Origin of the sequence: Nesterenkonia massiliensis, assembly GCF_000455245.1 — a bacterium.
Lineage (GTDB): Bacteria > Actinomycetota > Actinomycetes > Actinomycetales > Micrococcaceae > Nesterenkonia > Nesterenkonia rhizosphaerae.
Genome location: NZ_HG005165.1, coordinates 161,904 through 181,680, shown reverse-complemented (window position 1 = coordinate 181,680; position 19,777 = coordinate 161,904). Strand labels below are relative to the sequence as shown.

Here is a 19,777-nt window from a genome sequence, read left to right as displayed (position 1 = left end):
AAGCGCCTGCCAGTCTATCAGCGGGCGCCGTCAAGCCGCGGAAACTCACACGAACCTCGGCGGCGTCTTCAGCGAGTGACGCTCTTAGCCGCGGCGCGGTACACCTCGGCATACCTTCTCGCAATCACCTCTGGATCCCGTGCGTCCAAGTCAGGCCGCACTGAGCGCGGCAGGGCTCGCGCCTGAGCGACAAGTTGATCAATGCCCTCAGCCGTCACGGGGCCGTCGAAGCAGTTGATCCAGCCAGGACCTACCTCTGCCCCCAGCTCACGTGCCAACTCGCTTTCGGGCAGCATCACCGGCCGGTCCAGCGAAAGAGCTAGGTAAAGCAGTGTCATATCCTCCAGGGAGGTGACTTGCGGCAGAATCACATACTCAGCAGCATCGATCTCGCGAACGAGCTCTGCGTCGGAGAGGAGTTCGGTGCGAGCTGAGACGGAACCCCCCGCCCGTCGCACAGCACGCGGAATCAGTTGCTCAAGAGCTGGGTCTTCGTCTCCAACGACCCGCAGTGATAGGCCAGGGGTGTCGGTGACAGAGAAGACTTTTAACGGTCCTTCCGCAGAGCGGGATAGCTCCGATCGCGCCACACATAACAATCGTCCCGCTACTTTATGCGCGCGCGGGTAGCCGAAGAACCGGCTGCGAAAGTGGGCATGGGGGACTACAACAGTTCGTGAGGCATCAGGGGTCGGGGTGTGATTGTCGAGGACGATGAAGGTCTCAGTGGCCTCGTCAAGAATCTGCTGGGCAGCGTCGTCGGCCGGAGTGCTATCCAGGATGGTCTGAACCAGTGCGGTCCTCTGCTCCTGAAGTGTCTCGACGAAGCTCTTGGCTTCGGCCACTCGAGCACTGTCTTTGGTGGATTCACCTAGGAGAGGGTTGAGATCCACGATATGGACGACGTCGGCTTCCTGCTTGCGAAAAGCTCCGCCGAAGTAGCCAAAATCGATGCCGAGGGTCTCATCGCCGATGACCTGGTCGATGTATCGAACCTTCGGTGCTGGTGGTCGGTGGCCCACAAGTACGCGAAGAGAGCGGCCATTATGTGGGCTTAGGTCAACGGGGAGCACAGAATAACTATATTAGAGTAGACGCGATGAGCGAAAACAGTGTGCAGGACGTTTTTATCCACCTCGGCGGCCAGGACGACAACCTCGGTGACTCCGCCTTGAGGGCGGCCTACTTTGAAGCCGCGCAGGGACCAGGACGTCAGTTCCACGTGCATTTCGAGGGGCAGACCACTGATTACTTGACCGGCATACCGCTGAAGCCAGAGCACAAGGTCTATAACGACCGCGACGAATGGATCGCCGCAAGCAACAGCTCCAAGGGTGCAGTCATGCTCTTCAACGCTGGTGAGATCAACCCCGGTCGGGCCTACCCGCCACGGCACACTGCTATTCAGTTACGCAATATCGTGGACCACGGGGGAATGATCATCATGGCCGGCACCGGCTTGAAGGATCCGTCCAAGCTCGATCCCAGCGGTATTCATCCGCTCCTGCGTGAAGCCGAAATCGCTTCATGGAGGGATAAGCCGTCTCGGGACGCCGCCGGCTTCGGAACCTGGGCGCCGGACTGGGCCTATGCCCTGGGAACACCGACGGCAGAGTGGGCATCAGCCGACGCGCGACCGCTCCTTGCTGTTTCGCTGCGCTACGATCGCCCATTGCCAGGTGCAGAGTGGTTCGACGGCGTGCGTGCCCTGGCTGCACAGACTTCAAGCCAGATCGTCACACTCGCTCAGGTGGCGCGGGATGCCCCCCGAGCTGTTCAGCTGGCACAGATGCTGGACGGCGAGTACCTCACCCCGCCAAGCATGAAGCATGCCGACCTCGACGCCCACGCCCGGCACACGTATGGCCAGGCTCTGGCAGTGATCAGCGATCGTGCCCATGGTTTGATCATCGCTGCTACCGAAGGCGCGTACCCCATCGGCTCGGCTGCTAACCCCCAGAAGATCAAGCGGCTGCTCGAGGCCGCAGATCTCGGTGAGCTAGTGGGACGCTACGATGAGCTTCAGGATTTTTCTGCACGATTTGATGCCCAACTCGCAGATTTCAAGCCGGCTGTGGACACTGCCCGTCAACGACTCGCTGAGCTGACACGCCGCATTAACGACGCGATGGACTCCATGCGCTGACGCGTTAGTTCGTGCCAGGGAGCGGCTGTGAGGAGGGGTTCGGCGCTGCCGGACGCCTCCTCACAGGTAATCCGGTGTTTAACGGCCCAGCAAACGCTTCACCCGGCGCTTGACCGGCCTCAGAGCCGGAGCAGCCCGGTCCACCCGGTTGAGAGCACGGCGCAACAGCGTTTTCTCACCGGCAACGGGTCCTCGTCCGCGGCGGCCGCGAATACCGGTATGGCGCTCAGTGAAGAATACGATCCAATCGATGATCTGCTGAGCATCTTCAAGGGTCGGTTCTGGCGAATATTCCTCCGGCAGCGACCCTGTGACCAGCTGTTCGTACAGCCGGGAGAAGTCCAGGCTCAGTGCCCGTTGCGCGGCCTCCGCAGAAGCTTGTGAATACTGGGCGTAGAGGTCGGGGTCTCCAGCGACGGCCTTAATCTTCCTGGCAAGGCCTGCGGCGTCGCCCTGCGCGGCAGGCATGATCCCTCTGTTCTCCTGCACGAGGGTCAGCCAGGGCAGCTCGTACATCGCCGCCGGTAGCCCGCGCGCCTGTGCCTCCGCGAGAGTGAGCTGATAGCCCTCGAGGATGCTCGTACTGACGAACATATCTGCGGCATCAATGGCATTGAGCAGATCCTCGCCCTGCAACGGACCCACCAGGTCCACGAGGTCCTCGACGTTGCGGCTCTTAGCGCGCGCCTTCAGATCAGCAGCGGTAAGTTCCGGTGAGTCTGGCCCAATGATCGTAAGCCGGAAGTTCACATCGAGCTGCCGAAGCTCAGCGGCAATCTCGATGAGCTGGCTGACCTGCTTGGTGTGTTCTTCGAGCCGACCCCACCAGATGAGCTTCAGCGCGCCTTCAGGTGCGGACTTCTTTGCTGCAGAACCTGCGGACTCCAGCAGCATCGGGGATCCGGGGTTTGGCAAGTAGCAGGTGTGCGACACTCCCTGGAGCTTCCAGAATGAGACGTCTAGGGGCGACAGCGTGACAACGGAAGCCAGGCAGTTTGCCTGGTCCCGAATGAAGGAAATCATGTCTTTGAGGTCGTAGACCGGGCGCAGAGCGAAGCTATGAATCCACCCAATCGTAGGAACGCCTACGGCCTCTGCCATGAGGGCATAGGAGGGCCAGCTCTTGCTGTAGAGAACCTGGTGCTCGATGATCACATCGATGGATTCGGTTCTGCAGATTTCAGCCCATTGTGAGAGCCGGGTCGAGGCGCGTCGGCCCGTGATCTCTACGAACTTCACACCTTCTGGCAGCCCGTCCAGCACGCTGCCGCGGCTCTTAGCGGCAATCGTCACCTGGTAGCCCGCCTGGGTGAGGTATTTCGCCTGGGCGAGGAGGACTAATGAGACCCCACCAGTGGTGATGACCTTTGTGGTGAGCAGGACATTGCGCACCTCTCGGCCTGTGAGGTCGGCCCTCGTGCTGTGCTTAGCTAGCACCGGAATGGCGTCCGGGGCGTAGTCAGCGGCGGCGAGCACGACGTCTGCCTTGCTGACCAAGGAGTAGAGATGCTCGAGATAGTCCTGGTAGAACTCCTCGCTTGCGCTGGCGAGCAAATAGCCCAGCACGTTTCCGATTATCGACAACCGGGCTGTTTCGTAGCCGTCCAGAATCGGCTCAGGATCAGGAGTCTTCCGCGCTAGGGTCCGCACAGCGCCGACCATGCTCTCCAGAGATTCGATACCTCGGCAGTAGAACTGGAACTGCTCAAGGCCGGCGACTTGGTGTCCACTGCCTCCGCGGCGGAAGTGATACCGGTAGAGAAGGTCGGTCATCGAAACATAGCGTTGGGCAGAGGCCAGCGCCAGGAAGGTGATCGGCAGATCATTGACGCGGCTGAGAACAAGGTCTTCTGGCAGGAGCGAATAAGCTTCACGCAGCAGATCAGTGCTGAATAAGAACCTCCACAGCTGGCCCTGCGCGGGCCGCCCGACGGGGAAGAGTCCCTTGAGAATCTCCTCGCCCTCAAGGGATGAGTGTTTCGGCATCAGACGCCGTTGGTATCCCAACACCGCGTTCCCGTTGGGACCAAGCACCGCGACGCCGAATCCCACGAGGTCTGCGTGCGTGGACTCCGCCTTAGCGACAGCTTTTTCAGCGGCCCGCGGATCCAGCTCGTCGTCGCCGTCGAGGAAGAGAATGTACGGTGCGGATGACTCAAGAATGCCGACCCGGCGGGCCTGGAACGCAGAGAGATTAGCCGGCTGGCGGACCAGCCGCACGCGCGGGTCTTTCTCCTGATACCGCTCGATGATCTGCGGGGTGTCATCCGTGGAAGCATCATCTACGCAGATGACCTCGATCTCCTGCAGAGTCTGGCTCAGGCAGCTTTCGAGCGCTTCGGCGATCCAGTCTTCGTCATTGAAGACAGGCATCACGATCGATACCTGAGGAGAGTCTTGCATCGTAGCTCCATCGTTAGACAACAGGGCGCGAGCAGTGCGCCACCAAGTGATCATCGCCGCACAGTCCATGCCCGGCGGGCAGCCCAATACTATATGCGCCAGCCTGACGCAGCGGCAGCGACAATCCCAGCGTGCCATATCTCACCCGGGCTGATTCACAACCGTTATCGAGGGTGGTCTCTCGGCGAGGTAACTGTCAGAATGACCACATCCGCGGGACGACCGCACCGAGTTGACCGCAGAGTCGACCGAGCCACCATTTTTTCGAGGTGAGGACTGTGCCAAGCTCTCCCGAGGTTTCTATCATTGTTCCGGTCCATAACAACGAGGAACAGGTTGAAGCCGCCCTGAAGAGCTGCCGGGCGCAAACGTTGGAGAACATTGAGATCATCTGCGTCGACGACGCCTCTACGGACCGCTCTGCTGAAGTGATAGACGCTGCTCAGCAGTTGGACCGGCGTATTCGGCTGCTCCGGCTTGCTGTGAACTCTTCTCCCTTTCAAGCGCGTAGGCGAGGAGTACAGGCAGCGCTAGCACCGTACGTGCTTTTCCTCGACGGTGACGACGAGCTGTTGCCCGGGGCAGCGGAGAAAACGCTCCGGCGGGCCCAGGAACTCAACAGTGACTTGGTGGGCTTCGGAATCGATGTCGTGGCAGCGAGCAGAGATTCAGTAGTCGATTTTGAACGCAGGCTGCAGCCTCGATATGCGGAGCTATCCCATGAGGCGGTTCTGCCGGGCCTGTTTCCTCCCGAGGGTCCGGTGCAAATGCAGGTGTGGCGCTACCTTTTCCGCACTGAGCTCGTGCGGCTGGCGTACTCGCGCCTTCCTGGCACGCTACGCCTGTACCGGGCCGATGACCTGCCCATCTCGTTCCTCGCCGCCGCGGCAGCCCGCCAGTATTCCTCCGTTCCAGACAAGCTCTATCGGTACCACTTCCAACGCGGGCCCAGTGGCCGACGCGTGGAGACGACGGATCAGTTCGCGTTCTATCTCCACTCGATTGACGCCCTTGATGCCCTCACGCAGATTGTGCGTCAGCAGGCGGCGCATGGGGGTTCCTCGGGTGAGACTCTCCTTGCAAGTTATGAGGCGGCTAAGCTCACCGTGATAGGAAACGTGGTGAAGTACCTTCCCGGACTGGAGAACCCCAGTCTTGCTGCCAGCTGTCTCGAAGTTCTTCATCAGCGGGTATCAGAACAAGATACGGTCCGCGCCATGGAACAGCGAAGCTCCGGTCCACAGCCACGGACAGCGCCGGAGATTCAACCACTCACAGGAAGCACGCAGCAGCTTCGTTAGGATTAGGCCTGTCTCCCGGGCGTATGAATACCGTCGCCGGGATGCAGCAGAACGGCTGATCAAGCCATTGACTGAATGTTATGGAGCGTACCGACCAATGCCCCCCTTGAGTTCCCCAGCAGCACAAGACCCGCGCCTGGCGGTGATCGCAGATGAAATCCTCTCTGTGCTGGGAGATCCTGACACTTCATCGCAGGCGGAGCGGCTAGGCCGACTCGAGGCGCAATATCCGGCCGCAGATCTCGTCCTCGCCGCGACTCAGCAGGGCGCCGATGCCGTCAGCCTGCTGGCACGTCTGGGCACTCGCGTACCTTTGGGCGAACGTGAGGTCCGTACCGTTCTGCTGACTACCAAGACGGTGACCACTGGTGGGGTCTCCATGGTGCTCCTCTCGCAGGCCAGGTACCTCATCGAGGCCGGCTACCGTGTGGTCATAGCCGCTCGCGGTGAGGGCAGTGACCAACATGCCATCCCCGCTGGAGCCACTTTTCTTCAGCTGGGGGCCGCGAACTCTTCGGATAAGGCGGCAGAGTGGATTCAGGTCTGCCGGGAGCACGCCATTGACGTGATTATCGACCACCAGATCCTCTATACACGCGACTGGCCGGTGTATGCGCTAGCTGCTCGGGCTCTTGGCGTTCCGACAATCGGTTGGATTCACAATTTCGCCGGGCGGCCCGTCTATGACCTCAGTGGCCTGACATCCTTCCTTACCAACCACATGAACGCGCTGGCTCAGGTTGTGACCTTGTCATCCTTGGACGCCGTCTATTGGAAGCTGAGAGGGGTGAAGCACGCGGCGTATTTACCAAACCCGATCTCGCCGATGATCCTGGACTCTGCGACAGAAGAGATCTCCAAGCCGGCACCACATGGTCGGCGGGTGGAACTGATTTGGTGGGGGCGCCTCGACGAACACACTAAGCAGGTTCGCCAGCTCCTCGCTGTGGGAACAGAGCTGAAGAAGCTGGATGTGGATTTCCGTCTCAAGCTCATCGGGCCCGAGTGGCGTGGCTTCACTCCCGCCAGGCTGAACGTTGAGGTGCGCAAGAAGGGGCTCGAGGATCTCATTGAGGTTGTGGGCCCATTGCACGGTCAGGACCTGATCGACGCCGCAGACGCTGCCGATATATTCGTCTCGACCAGCGTAATTGAGGGCTACCAGCTGACTCTGCTCGAAGCGCAGGCGAGGGGTCTGCCCGTGGTGATGTATGACCTTCCGTGGTTGCTGCCGGTTCAAGACAATGCTGGGATCGTCTCTGTACCTCAATCGGACCCGGTGGCTCTGGCCCGTGAGGTCAAGGCGATATCGGAGGATCCACAGCGCTATCAGCTACTCTCCAGTGCGTCGCTGGAGGCGGCGGAGCAGGCACGAAAGTTCAGCTTCTCAACTGTGTATCAGCAGCTGGTGACCGGCAACCTGCCAGCGGAGTTCTCACCTGAACCGACCCTCACAGATGCCAAGGAACTTGTTGACCTGCTGCTGTTCTATGTGGAGCGGCACTCAGGAAAGAGGACTCGGGCGGCGAAGAGAGGAGTCGAACAGAAGCCGGGAGACTCGGCTGCCCCGGCCCCTTCCTTCGCGCGGCGTGCGATACGAAGCGTGGCCCGCAGGGTACGCCCCTATGGACATCTAGCCCTTAGTGTTGCACCAGGCCTGAAGCCGCTTGCGCACCGAGTTAACTACGCCCTCAAGCGCCGTCTGCCCCTATAACTAACAAGAGTGTCCATCAGGCGACGCTTCATCAAAGTCTGTAGCCTGACGGGTCGATTCAGCGGCGGCGCCGGGACGCCGCTCGGTAGAGTGCTGCGTACTGCTGGGCTACAACGTCCATGTCGCGGCCGATGAATTGCGGCGGCTGCTCTGCTGGGCTGGACTGTAGCGCGTCCATGACGCTGTCAATGCGTTCTGCTGTCAAGGGTCCAGCGTGAGTGTGTATCCAACCCGGCCCAACCTCCCTGCGAAGGCTCTGCACAGCAGGACTGTCCTGGACAAGCACTGGCCGTTCCAGAGATAGAGCCATGAAGAGCATGCTCTCGTCGGCCAAGGTCTCAATCGCCGGTAGCAACACCAGTTCGGCCTCGGAGATCTCCTCGACCATCGCGGCGTCGGAGAGAAGTTCCAAGCGGGAGCTGATCTTCTCCTGCGTCCCAGCATCCGCCCGGTCGATGAGCGAACTCACGGCGGGATCCGGTCCGCCAGCCACGCGTAGCGACAATCCTGCGGTGCTAGTCAGCTCAAAGACACGCAACGGGGCTGCACAGACTGCAGCCAGGCGGTGTGGGGAGATGCAAAGTACGCGTCCCGGAATCTGCTCGGCCACCGGATAGCCGAGAAAGCGCTCCCGATAATGAGCGTGCGGGATATGGACGGTGCGGTCCGGTGCCGGTGTTTTCATTTCAGCATCGAGGGTGATGTAGGCGTCGGTGGCGCGCTCGAGGATTCGACGCCACCGGCCGGTACCGCAGTGGTCCTTACCGTGTACGGTCTGGACCAGAGCGGTTCGATTCTTCCTCAGGTTGTGCACTACTCGCAGCGCCAAGGCCGAGAGCACCAGATCATTCTTCGGCAGTGGGTCGCCGTCGGTTTTTCCGCCAAGCAGGGCGCAGGGGTGATGAACGTGAACGACGTCGACGTCATAGTTCCGCAGGAGACCAGTGAAGTAGCTGAAGGCGATGCCCTCCTGATCCTCTCCGACTAACTGGTCCACATATGAGACATTCGGCCGGGGAGGCCGGTGTCCGATATGGACTCGTAGTACGGCGGAGTGATCTTCAGGAGTCAGAGCTGGCGGCACCGGCCCAGTATAGACTGGCCTGCAATGAGTGCCAGTAATCAACAAGATGTCTTTGTCGACCTCACCGGCCAGGATGACAACCTCGGCGATTCGGCACTACGAACCGCTTACATCCGCGCACTTCGGCGGGAAGACCGACGCTTTCACATATTCTTCGATTCACCGACCGCTGACTATTTGTCTGGCTTTGATCTCGGCGAGACAGATCGAATTTACACGGAGCGTGGAAAGTGGGCGAGAACCAGCGTTTCTACTCCGCACGCAATCCATCTCTTCAACGCTGGTGAAATCGATCCACAGGGTGGAAAGTACCCGAATCCTCAGCGTACCGCGGAGCTTAGATATGGGGCGCGTGCCGGGGGGCCCCTGATTGTCGCTGGCCTGGGTTTCAAGGATCCACAGGCTGCTCGGGGCACACAATTTCCGCGAGTCTTCAAGGAAGCTCGTGTGATCTCTTGGAGGGACCAAGCTTCTCGTGACGCTGCAGGGTTCGGCGACGTTGCCCCGGACTGGGCATTCTCCCTCGGCACAGAGACGACTGAATGGAAGCCAGCTGGGTCACGTCCGCTTCTTGCGGTCACTATGCGCTTTGACCGACCGTGGCCCGAGAACTCGTGGTTCAGCGCGATCGCAGGTCTCGCCGCTGAAACATCCGCAGAAGTCGTCACACTGGCACAAGTAGCCCGGGATGCACCTAAAGCTGTACGTCTGGCTGAGGCGCTTGGCGGTCGTTATCTTGTGCCGCCAAGCATGAGCCACGCCGTGCTGGACGCGTATGCCCGAGAGATCTTTCGCCAATCCCTCGCAGTGATCAGCGATCGGGCCCACGGTCTGATCATCGGCGCCACGGAAGGTGCCTACCCGATAGGTTCAGCAGCCAATCCGCAGAAGATCACACGTATTCTCGCAGCCGCAGGACTGGGGGACCTTGTTGGTCGGTACGATCAGCTAGGCGATTTCTCTTCAAGTGTCGCGGAACGAGCGCGACAGCTACCGCTCGCTGTGGAGAGGGCACGGAAGACTGTCGCTCAGTTGCAGAAACGGATCGAAACCGTCATCGATTCTGCGTGAACTATCGTCGCCCGGGACGACAGTGGGTTGCTAGACGTGCGCCCGGCGAATCATGGCCCGTGCTACGTACTCGGCTACCGGCCGGGGCTGACCGATCCAGGGGAAGTGATGGATCGCGAGATTTGCCTCGACATCGATCTGGAGCACCGCCGCGCCTTCTGCCGAATCCAGCTGAGGTGCCACCAAATCCACCGCTGTCACGGGTATTCCCGGTACGGCCCATGCCGCTCCGACTGCCAGCTTCTGCAGATCAGACCCAAGGTGATCTGTGATGTCCACCGTCACGCCGCCGTACTGCATTCCTACTCGCTCAGACAGCACAAGTATCTCGCCCCGGGGCGGCACATGCGAAGGATCCACGTAAGAATCCTGGAGGATCTGGTGCACGTCCAGTGAATATTCTGAGAGAAAAGGATTGCGACGTCGGAGGCGCACAGACCGCACCGCAAGCTCTTCAACTGTCTTATTGCCGTCGCCCACGATGAACATAGGAATTCTGGCTGTGGCGGCAACTACCCGTTCCCCAGCGATGAAGGCGCGGATACTGATACCTTCAATCTGCTCCTCGAGCAGGATCTGATTGCTACTGCCGAGACCTCGGATATAGACCGCACGGGCGTTCTCCCAGGCCGCCTTCAGATCCTGCTCTGTGCGGACATTCGGCGTGATGCCGCGTCCTCTGGAGGTGTGTGCTGGCTTGACCAGCAGCGGAGCCTCGTTGTGCTGCTCGAGATAATCGAGTGCAGCCTCGTACTCCCGCGAAGAGAATGCCCTGCCGGAAGGGACCGTGAGACGTGCAGCGCGGAAATACTCATAGGCCAAAGTGGCAGATCTAGATGCCTCATAGCCGTCCACGCTGGCGAGGCTGGTGAGGTTGACCTGGAAGCCACCGACAGTCTGCTGGTTCTGAATCACCACACGCTGTTTGCCCGACACCGCAGCGATTGAGCCGCCAAACCGTCTAAAGGCAGCCGGGAAGATACCTCTTGGGCGCTGCGCACGGCGGCCCTCAAGTACATACGCGGTGGGTTCCACCGACGCTGCATGTTCAGCGATGAAGCGAGTCAGGATGGTGTTCATTCTTCTCTCAGTCGGCTCCTTCGAACTAGCCGACGCAGGTTCTGCCGGTAAGAGCGGGGGCCTTTAGCTGAGCAATCACGAGGACTATCTTGACACACCGCTGTGCCTGACAGGTTCGCTTTGCGGCAGAATGGTGGGGATCGCGCCAACTTGAGGGGAGGACACGCCGCTGTGCATTTGAAGACACTGACCGTCCGCGGCTTCAAATCCTTCGCCTCCGCCACCACCTTTGAATTCGAACCGGGCGTCACCGCCGTCGTGGGGCCTAACGGGTCTGGTAAGTCCAATGTGGTCGACGCCCTGGCCTGGGTCATGGGGGAGCAGGGCGCAAAGTCACTGCGCGGCGGGACCATGGAGGACGTGATCTTCGCCGGCACTGCCGAACGGCAGCCGCTGGGACGTGCGTCTGTCTCGCTGACCATCGACAATTCCGACGGCGCGCTGCCCATCGACTACTCCGAAGTCACCATCTCCCGCACCATGTTCCGTTCAGGGGGCAGCGAGTACACCATCAACGGTGCCAAATGCCGTCTGTTGGATATTCAAGAGCTGCTCTCAGATTCGGGCCTGGGCCGGGAGATGCACGTGATTGTGGGTCAAGGTCAGTTGGACCAGGTCCTGCACGCCACACCCGAGCAGCGCCGCGGGTTTATTGAAGAGGCCGCAGGCGTGCTCAAACACCGACGACGTCGTGAGCGTTCGGTCCGCAAACTTGAGTCCATGCAGGGCAATCTCGAACGACTCGAGGACCTGATCTCCGAGCTCTCGCGCCAACTGGCCCCCTTGGGCCGCCAGGCCAAGGTGGCGCGCAGAGCGCAGCACATTCAGTACGAGCTGCGCGACGCGCTGTCCCGACTGATTGCAGATGACCTCGTTCAAGCCGCTACCGCGCTCCATGCTTCCAGCCAGGGCGAACAGCAGGATCATGAGGCGGCAGAGGAACTGAGGGAGAAGCTGCGCAGCCAGGATGAACAGATCAGCGCGCTCGTACAGCAGAGCGAGGCACTGCGTGACCGCTCTGAGCGGCTGTCCTCTGGCCACCACCGGCTGGCTCAAGTGCAGGAGAAGCTGCGTTCGGTGGCCTCCTTGGCCGCAGAACGTGCCAGCAGCCTGCGCAACGCTGCAGCTATGGACACCAGCAACGGACGAGACCCTCAGCAGCTGCGCGATCAGGCCGAACAGGTCGCAGCGGAAGCGCAGATGCAGCAGGAGAAGCTCGACGCCGCACGCGAGCACTTGGAGCAGATCACGGCCCGGCGCACTGCCGCCGAGGAGGAACTTAAAGCGGAAGAGACCCGAATCACCGAGCAGCTGCGTGCTGTAGCTGACCGGAAGGCGGGCCTGGCTACGTTGCGCGGTCGTGTAGAAACAGCTCAGGGCCGTCAAGACGCCGCCCAGAGCAGACAGCGTCGGGCAGTGCAGCAGCAGGAGATCGAGCAGATCGCTCTTGAAACGTCTCGGGCTGAACTGGCCGAACTGGAACAGCGGATCACCAGCATCACCTCTGGTGAAAACGGACTCGATGAGGCGTACCGGCAGGCGCAGACCCGATATGAGGATCTGCGCGCTGCACATGACGAACTCGCTGCGCGCCAACGGCAGTTAGAGATTGTTGTCAGTGAGTTCCGCGCTAGGCTCTCGGGACTGGAAGCCGCTCGCCGCCCGCGCGACGGTGCTGCGGCGCTGGCCAAACACCCCGCTTCCATCGTGACCGGAAGCTACGCTGAGAAGCTAGGTGTAGACCGCGGGTGGGAGAAAGCCATCGCCGCCTGCCTCGGCAGCCTCGACGCCGCCCTACTGGTTGCCAATGCCTCGGCCGCAGCAGAAGCGGTGAGCTGGCTTGCAGAGAATGACGGCGGACGAGCTCACGTGGTCTATCCCACTGAGGCCTCCACTTCTGCAGCCACCAGGGAAAAGCTGCCCGCGGGTACCCACTGGGCGCTGGACGTGGTCCACGCGCCACGTGACCTCAGCGCCCCCGTGGAAGCCGTTCTCGCGGGCGTCGTCGTTGTTGAGGACCAGAATCAGGCTGAGGAGCTGCTGAGCCGCGACGATGTTCAGGCCGCAGTGACAGCGGATGGTGTGATTCTTCGTCTGGGAGAGCGGATCGGCGGTACTGCCGTGGAGAACGCTGAGGTCGCTATCACCGCGCATATCGCACAGGTCACCGAAGAGCTCGATCAGGCCGAGCGGGAACTCACCGAGGTCACTGCGCAACTCGCCGACAGCCAGCATGAGGTCAGCGCTGCCGAGCTGGGCGCCAATGAAGCTCGCGAGGCCGCCCAGGCCAACGACAGGGCATTGACATCGGCCCAAGACCAGATCAACAGGCTCAAGGCGGAGATCACTCGTGCCCAGCAGCGTGTAGCCGGGTTCGATAAAGAGATCGCAGACGCGGCGGCCAGCGCAAAGGACGCCGAGGACCAGCTCCAGGAGATCACGGCACGTCTGGACGCCGCTGAGAACCAGGAGACCCTCGAAGACCCCTCCACTGAGGAACGTGACCGGCTCAGCGAAGCAGCATCGGCTCTGCGCCGGGAAGAGGTAGATGCGCGACTGGCGCTACGGGCGGCCCAGGAACAGCACAAGCAGCTTCTTGAGCGGGCGGCATCTCTGCGCCGAAATGCTCAAGCTGAAGAGCACCGCCGTGAACAGGCACGCAAGGCAGCCCAGCTGCGTCATGACAAGGCACAGCGGGCCGAAGACATCCGTGCCGAAGCAGAGCGCGCCGTCGAGCGTTTGGTAGGAAAACTGGAGGCCGTGGAGGCAACCCAGACGGAAGCGCGCCAGGGCTACGCCGACCTCGCTGCACAGATCAGCGCGGCTAAACAGCAGCGCAGCAGGTCTGCCACTGAGCTGGAAGAGATTACGGCGAGGCTGCATCAGGCGGAGCTGCGTCAGACGGAACTTCGTCTGGCTCTGGAGGCCGCTGAGCAACGCGCCGAAGAGGAACTCAGCCTGACCCCCGAATATCTGATCGAGCATTACGGACCAGATCAGCCTGTACCGGATCCTGAGAACGAGGACGACGACGCACCGGGGCTGCCGTATCAGCGCCGAGCACAGGAATCCCGGCTGGCCCAAGCCCGCCGCGACCTCAAATCCCTGGGCAAGGTCAACCCCTTGGCGTTGGAAGAGCATGTCGCGCTGGAAGAGCGTCACCGCTACCTGCAGGAGCAGCTGGCGGACCTGAAGAAATCTAGGCAATCCCTGCTGGATATCATCAGCGAAGTCGATGCCACCGTCCAGAAGGTCTTCACTGAGGCCTGGGAGGACACCCGGGTGCAGTTTGAACGGGTCTTCTCCCGGCTCTTCCCAGGGGGTGAAGGACGTTTGGAGCTCACCAACCCTGAAGACATGCTTAACACCGGCATCGAAGTCCACGCGCGTCCGCCGGGCAAACGCATCCGTCGCCTCTCGTTGCTCTCAGGTGGCGAACGGTCTCTGACAGCAGTAGCGCTGCTGGTGGCGATCTTCAAGGCGCGGCCGAGTCCCTTTTATGTGATGGACGAGGTAGAGGCAGCGTTGGATGACACGAATCTCTCGCGCCTTCTGGTCATCTTTGAGGAACTGCGCGAATCTTCGCAGCTGATTGTGATTACTCACCAGAAACGCACCATGGAGATCGCCGACGCGCTCTATGGAGTCTCGATGAGGCAGGATGGTTCAACCCGTGTGGCCTCCCAGCGCCTGGCTCGCAGCGATTCCGCATAGGCGGGAACAGGGCGGGAACTGTCGGCGTTGAGCACACTATGTGATCACTGAGGCCGAAAAAACAGCCAGAACGCCCATCCCTTCAGAACTGAAGGTGATGATCCTCTCGGCGTTCATCATCGCCATTGGGTTCGGAATCGTGGCACCGATCCTGCCGCAGTATGCCTCGGACTTCGGGGTTTCCGCGTTGGCGGTCTCAGCAGTGGTCTCTGCTTTCGGCCTGTTCAGGCTGCTCTTCGCTCCACTCTCGGGTCGGCTGACGGAAAAGCTCGGGGAGACCCCCGTCTACGTGGTGGGCCTGCTCATTGTGGCAGCCTCAATGGTGGCCACCGCTTTTGCCCCCAGCTATGAACTGCTGCTGATCTTCCGGGCTCTGGGCGGTATAGGCTCCACCTTCTTCACGGTCTCCGCCATGACCTTCCTGGCTCGCAAAGCCCCGCCGCATATCCGTGGCCGGATAGCCGGCGCGTATGCTTCGGCATTCCTCATCGGTAATGTGGCTGGACCGCTGGTGGGCTCAGCGTTGGTGGTACTCGGCCCACGTGTACCGTTTCTGGTCTACGGCGGCGCGCTGGTTGTCGCGGCAGGCGTCGTGTTTGTGATGCTGCGAAAGTCCCGGCTGCAGGACCGGCTCACCCGGGACAGCCGCAGCCGGGCTAGCGTGGCTGAGGCGTGGGCTCGTCCCAGCTACCGCGCGGCCCTGGCTTCGGGCTTCGCCAATGGTTGGGCCAGCTTCGGAGTGCGTAACTCCGTGGTGCCTCTCTTTGCCGCGGGAGCTTTCGTCGGCGGCGGATGGATTATCGATTCTGCCCAGTTGGCCGGCATTGCCCTGGCAGTTTTTGCTGCCGGAAACGTGAGCGTGGTGCTGACTCTGGCCAAGCGCTCCGACCAGTGGGGCAGACGCCCGCCGATCATCATCGGGCTCACCATCGCCGCGCTAGCTACAGGCACACTTGGTTTCTCACCAGATCCCTGGACGCTGTTGGCGCTTAGCGCCGTCGCCGGAGCCGGAACCGGCCTGATTGTTCCAGCGCAGCAGGCAGCAGTGGCCGATATCGTGGGCGAAGGCAGGAACGGCGGCAGCGTGGTCTCTGTCTTCCAGATGACCCAAGACTTAGGTTCTATCGTTGGTCCGCTGCTGGCGGGCCTGATCGTGGACCATTTGGGATACACCTGGGCGTTCGGGGTAACCGGCCTGATCATGCTGGTGGCAGTGGGAGCCTGGACGGTGGCGCCTGAGACTCTTCCTGCAGCAGCGCAGCGCGCGGCATCGGATACCGAGGATGATGAGCCGAATCCCAGGTTAGCGACGTAGCTGACCTACCAGAACGCTCTCTTGACCACCGGGAACTGAAAAGCCGGGGCGGCAGCGACAGCGAGTCTGTCAGCTTCCGCCCCGGCTTTTGCAGGACAACGATCTGCGATGCAGAGCGCTACGGGTTACTTAGCGGCAACGCTCTCGTTGACGTAGGCGCTGGTGTGGTGAGCGATCTCGTCGATTCCGCCCTCCTCGACCTCGACGTCCACGCGGAAGCCGATGGTCTTATGGATGACCATGCCGATGATGTAGGTCGCCACGAAGGCGAAGACCAGGGTCACCGCACATGCCACGAGCTGCGAGATCAGCAGATCGAATCCGCCGCCGACGAAGATGCCGCTGCGGCCTTCTCCGAAGATGTCCTCGTAACCGAAGAGACCGATGGCCACGGTGCCCCACAGGCCAGCGACGAAGTGCAGACCCACAACGTCAAGGGTGTCGTCGTACTTACCGTATTTGAAGTCCACCGCGTAGCAGCAGATCACGCCGGAGACCACACCGAGAATAATCGCGCCCAGCGGGTTCACGTGGGCCACCGCCGGGGTGATGGCCACCAGGCCGGCCACGATTCCTGAGGCCGCTCCCACCGGGGTTGGCTTCTTTCCGCGGGCCCATTCGGTCAGCAGCCAGGCCACTAGGGCTGCGGCAGGGGCCAGCATGGTGTTGATCCAGTTCAGCGAAGCTTCGACGCCGTCGCCTGCTTCACCAATGTTGAAGCCGAACCAGCCGAACCACAGGATCGATGCGCCCAGCAGCACGAAGGGAACGTTATGCGGCTTAGTCGGAGCGAAGTTGCTGCGCGGTCCGATGACCAGGACCAGTGCCAGTGCGGAAAGGCCTGCGCACATATGCACCACTAGGCCGCCGGCGAAGTCCACTGCTTCACCCACTACAGAGCCCACAGCACCATCGGCGGTCAGCAGCCCGCCGTCGCCCCATACCCAGAAGGCCAGTGGTGCGTAGACCAGGGTGAGCCAGACTGGAACGAAGATCATCCATGCGGAGAACTTTGCTCGGTCGGCGATAGCTCCGGAGATCAGAGCGGTGGTGATGATGGCGAAGGTTGCGCCGAAGCCGACCCACACCAGAGTGTCATCGCCTGCGGCGAAGGACTCGAAGAGTGCGAAGTCAGCAGCAGGGTTACCGAAGAGGCCGCCAGCGATGGGCTCCGCGCCAGCGATGGCGCTGCCCCACAGTGCCCAGATCAGCGCGACCAGACCCATAGCGGCGAAGCTCATCATCATCATGTTGACAGCGGATTTGGTCTGGGAAAGACCGCCGTAGAACAGTGCAAGACCGGGAGTCATGAACAGCACGAGTGCGCCGGCAACGATCACCCATGTCACGTCAGGTATTTCCATGTGTCCCTCCAAGAAACATCACTCACCGATGTATCTCACCGGTGCGAGCTGGATTCCATAGTTCTCCAGCCGTGTTTCACCCGGAGGGCCCAAATGTAACGGAAGCGTTAAATCTTTCCGCAGGAAATCAATTTATTGCTTCACGCAATGGGTCAGGCAGTCTCTTCCAGCAGTGCCTTTGGGATCCAGAATCCCGTCGTGACGACCCCGAGCCACTCCTCGCTCCCCGAGAACTCGAGATCCAACAGGCGCTGAACTTCCTGCAGCCACTTATCCGAGGTCTCGAGATCTGCACATGCCGAGACCATGGATAGAACTTCGTCGCGATGCTGGAGGGACCCGACGACTCCGAGTGCGCGGGCCCTCTTCTGTAGCTTGAGTTTGATGCTTTCATTCAGCGGTGACGCAGCGACTCCCGCAGCAAAATCGAATCGGCGACGGACTGGGTAATGGTGAGAGGGCAGCGGCTTCACCGTCATGCTGCCGACAGCCCCTGCACGCAGCGGTGGACGGAATGGTCGCGGATCGAAGTTCAAAAGTTCGTCTCCGGGACGGTCTAGACGTGAGGAGTCCGGGAAGAAATGGTCCATCATGGTCCGAGGCACGTCTTGCCCCTCCCCGTGGGTGGGGTACATGTTGACAGGGATGTGAGGCCGTGAATTCATCTCGATGACGGTGAAAGTTTCGGGAGATGCCGGCATTCCGGTCTGGTAGAGCACATCGACACCAGCGATCACGATATTGGGGATCGCAGCTACCGCTTCCACTGCTGCGCGTTTAATTTCTTCAGGAAGGTCCGAAGTCACATCCACCACGTCTCCGCCAGCAGAGGCGTTGGCGACCCTACGCAGCACGACGCGCTCCCCGGTTTTAGGCACGCTTTCCAGACTGAGCCCCTGGTTCTTCAGCTCCTGGCGCACTTCGAAGTCGACCTTGATCAGGCCCTTAGACAGGAAGGGATTCTGGCTGCGTAGCTCGTTTTTGGCGACGATGAGCTCCTGGACAGTGTGGTCACCGTCCCCTTCGATGTTGGCGGGGATCCTCAGGCAGGCCGCTGCGACCTCGTCACCGACGACTAGAATTCGATAGTCATCCCCCTGGTAGTGCTGCTCGATGAGAATCTGATCTGCCTTTAGCTCCTCGACCAGGTGCTTCCATGACCCGACCAACTGTTCCCAGTCTGAGATGCCGCTAAATACCCCCCGCCCCATTGTCCCGTTGTTGGGCTTGATGACCAGTGGGTACCCGATAGCATGTGCGATGGTTTGCAGATCTTCCATCGACGTGTCGGAGGCCTGAATGAGCCTGCCGCGAGGAACCGGGACACCCGCCTCCTCGAGCAGACGCTTGGTGTCCCATTTGCGGATCAGCTTGCGGTAGTCCTCTCGTCGCGTGATGGAGGCGGGACGAGAGTCATCGAAGCGAACTTTTTTTTCCATCGCTCACGCTGAATCTGCGGAGGTCTCCGTCTGTGAAGGTGACAGAGAGTCCTCGCCGCCAAGCTTCAAGTGCCAGGCAGTACGCTGAGAGCCTGCCGCCGCCGAAAGCGTGCTTGACAACATCAGCCGAGAAATGGGCTGGCCACACCACAGTCATGGCGATCCTTTCGTAAGTACTGTGTGAGAGACTACTCTTCCATCAACGCATCCACGAAGGTTTCGGCTTCAAATGGCGCAAGGTCATCAGGACCTTCGCCCAGTCCGATGAGCTTCACCGGCACACCCAGCTGGCGCTGAATAGCCACCACGATTCCGCCGCGGGCGCTGCCGTCTAGTTTGGTCAGCACGATTCCGGTGACATTCACCACTTCGCTGAAGACCTTGGCCTGGCTCAGTCCGTTCTGGCCGGTCGTTGCGTCAAGGACCAGCAGCACTTCATCAACTTCGGACTTCTTCTCAATGACGCGCTTCACCTTGCCCAGCTCGTCCATGAGGTTTGCCTTGTTCTGCAGGCGGCCGGCGGTATCCACCATTACGACGTCGGACTCTAGTTCCACGCCCTTGGCCACAGCCTCGAAGGCCACCGACGCCGGATCTGCACCTTCGACATCCGAGGAGACAGTGGGCACTCCCACGCGGGAGCCCCAGGTGGTCAGCTGCTCCGCTGCGGCGGCCCGGAAGGTATCGGCAGCACCGAGGATGACGTCCTTGTCCTGTGCCACCAGTACACGGGCGAGTTTGCCCACGGTGGTCGTTTTACCCACACCGTTGACGCCCACCACCATGACGACGGCGGGCCGTCCTGCTGCCTCGGTGTTCAAACTACGATCCAGCTGGGGGTCGATAAGTGCAATCAGTTCTTCGCGCAGCATGGCCTTGACCCGAGCGGGGTCCTTGGAGCCTTCCACCTTGACGCGCTCGCGCAGCCGCTCCACCAATTCCATCGTGGGATCAGTACCGAGGTCAGCCATCAGGAGAGTCTCTTCGATCTCATCCCAGACGTCCTCGTCGATTTCGTCCTGGCTGAGCAGAGCCAGCAGGGATTTGCCGAAGACGTTATTGGACTTCACCAACCGGGCGCGCAGCCGAGCCAGACGGCCGCCTATCGGTTCAGGGGTTTCAGTGGCTACTGGGGCTTCGGCCTCG

The 19,777-nt window shown here is 61.0% G+C and carries 13 protein-coding genes; 6 read left to right on the top strand and 7 right to left on the bottom strand.

The window, feature by feature from the left end:
* Positions 1 to 68: 68 nt before the first annotated feature.
* Positions 69 to 1,073 (bottom strand): hypothetical protein, encoded by a 1,005-nt coding sequence (locus TX78_RS12380; protein WP_147640386.1) that lies wholly within the window; start codon positions 1,071 to 1,073, stop codon positions 69 to 71.
* 26 nt (positions 1,074 to 1,099) lie between these two features.
* On the opposite strand from TX78_RS12380, the gene TX78_RS00860 reads away from it, so the two are divergent.
* A complete protein-coding gene (locus TX78_RS00860) occupies positions 1,100 to 2,146 on the top strand; it encodes a hypothetical protein (protein ID WP_044492823.1) in 1,047 nt (348 codons plus the stop codon).
* Between the two features lie 78 nt (positions 2,147 to 2,224).
* Here TX78_RS00860 and TX78_RS00855 read toward each other — a convergent pair whose 3' ends face one another.
* Complete coding sequence (locus tag TX78_RS00855; protein WP_044492820.1) at positions 2,225 to 4,549, bottom strand: glycosyltransferase; 2,325 nt, start codon at positions 4,547 to 4,549, stop codon at positions 2,225 to 2,227.
* A gap of 278 nt (positions 4,550 to 4,827) precedes the next feature.
* On the opposite strand from TX78_RS00855, the gene TX78_RS00850 reads away from it, so the two are divergent.
* Entirely contained in the window at positions 4,828 to 5,850 is a 1,023-nt protein-coding gene (locus tag TX78_RS00850) for a glycosyltransferase family 2 protein (protein WP_049897257.1), read from the top strand.
* A 97-nt stretch (positions 5,851 to 5,947) separates the two neighbouring features.
* Entirely contained in the window at positions 5,948 to 7,564 is a 1,617-nt protein-coding gene (locus TX78_RS00845) for a glycosyltransferase family 4 protein (RefSeq protein ID WP_049897256.1), read from the top strand.
* 58 nt (positions 7,565 to 7,622) lie between these two features.
* On the opposite strand, the gene TX78_RS00840 is transcribed toward TX78_RS00845, so the two are convergent.
* Positions 7,623 to 8,648, bottom strand: a complete 1,026-nt coding sequence (locus TX78_RS00840) for a glycosyltransferase family protein (RefSeq protein WP_147640385.1) — start codon at positions 8,646 to 8,648, stop codon at positions 7,623 to 7,625.
* A 24-nt stretch (positions 8,649 to 8,672) separates the two neighbouring features.
* On the opposite strand from TX78_RS00840, the gene TX78_RS00830 reads away from it, so the two are divergent.
* A complete protein-coding gene (locus TX78_RS00830; protein WP_044492813.1) occupies positions 8,673 to 9,719 on the top strand; it encodes a polysaccharide pyruvyl transferase family protein in 1,047 nt (348 codons plus the stop codon).
* A gap of 30 nt (positions 9,720 to 9,749) precedes the next feature.
* Here the strand turns inward: TX78_RS00830 and TX78_RS00825 are convergent, their stop codons facing one another.
* The gene (locus TX78_RS00825) at positions 9,750 to 10,799 is read right to left on the bottom strand and encodes a hypothetical protein (RefSeq protein ID WP_044492811.1); all 1,050 of its coding nucleotides are present in this window, start codon (positions 10,797 to 10,799) and stop codon (positions 9,750 to 9,752) included.
* A gap of 171 nt (positions 10,800 to 10,970) precedes the next feature.
* Here TX78_RS00825 and smc point away from each other — a divergent pair, with 171 nt between their 5' ends.
* Entirely contained in the window at positions 10,971 to 14,513 is a 3,543-nt protein-coding gene (gene smc / locus TX78_RS00820; RefSeq protein WP_044492809.1) for a chromosome segregation protein SMC, read from the top strand.
* 40 nt (positions 14,514 to 14,553) lie between these two features.
* Complete coding sequence (locus tag TX78_RS00815; protein ID WP_044492808.1) at positions 14,554 to 15,828, top strand: MFS transporter; 1,275 nt, start codon at positions 14,554 to 14,556, stop codon at positions 15,826 to 15,828.
* A gap of 125 nt (positions 15,829 to 15,953) precedes the next feature.
* Here TX78_RS00815 and TX78_RS00810 read toward each other — a convergent pair whose 3' ends face one another.
* From TX78_RS00810 to ftsY, 3 genes are all read right to left on the bottom strand, one after another.
* Positions 15,954 to 17,192 (bottom strand): ammonium transporter, encoded by a 1,239-nt coding sequence (locus TX78_RS00810; protein ID WP_044492806.1) that lies wholly within the window; start codon positions 17,190 to 17,192, stop codon positions 15,954 to 15,956.
* A 152-nt stretch (positions 17,193 to 17,344) separates the two neighbouring features.
* Positions 17,345 to 18,631 (bottom strand): ATP-binding protein, encoded by a 1,287-nt coding sequence (locus tag TX78_RS12375; protein WP_049897255.1) that lies wholly within the window; start codon positions 18,629 to 18,631, stop codon positions 17,345 to 17,347.
* 188 nt (positions 18,632 to 18,819) lie between these two features.
* A partial coding sequence (gene ftsY / locus TX78_RS00800) for a signal recognition particle-docking protein FtsY (RefSeq protein ID WP_044492805.1) occupies positions 18,820 to 19,777 on the bottom strand: 958 nt, incomplete at its 5' end.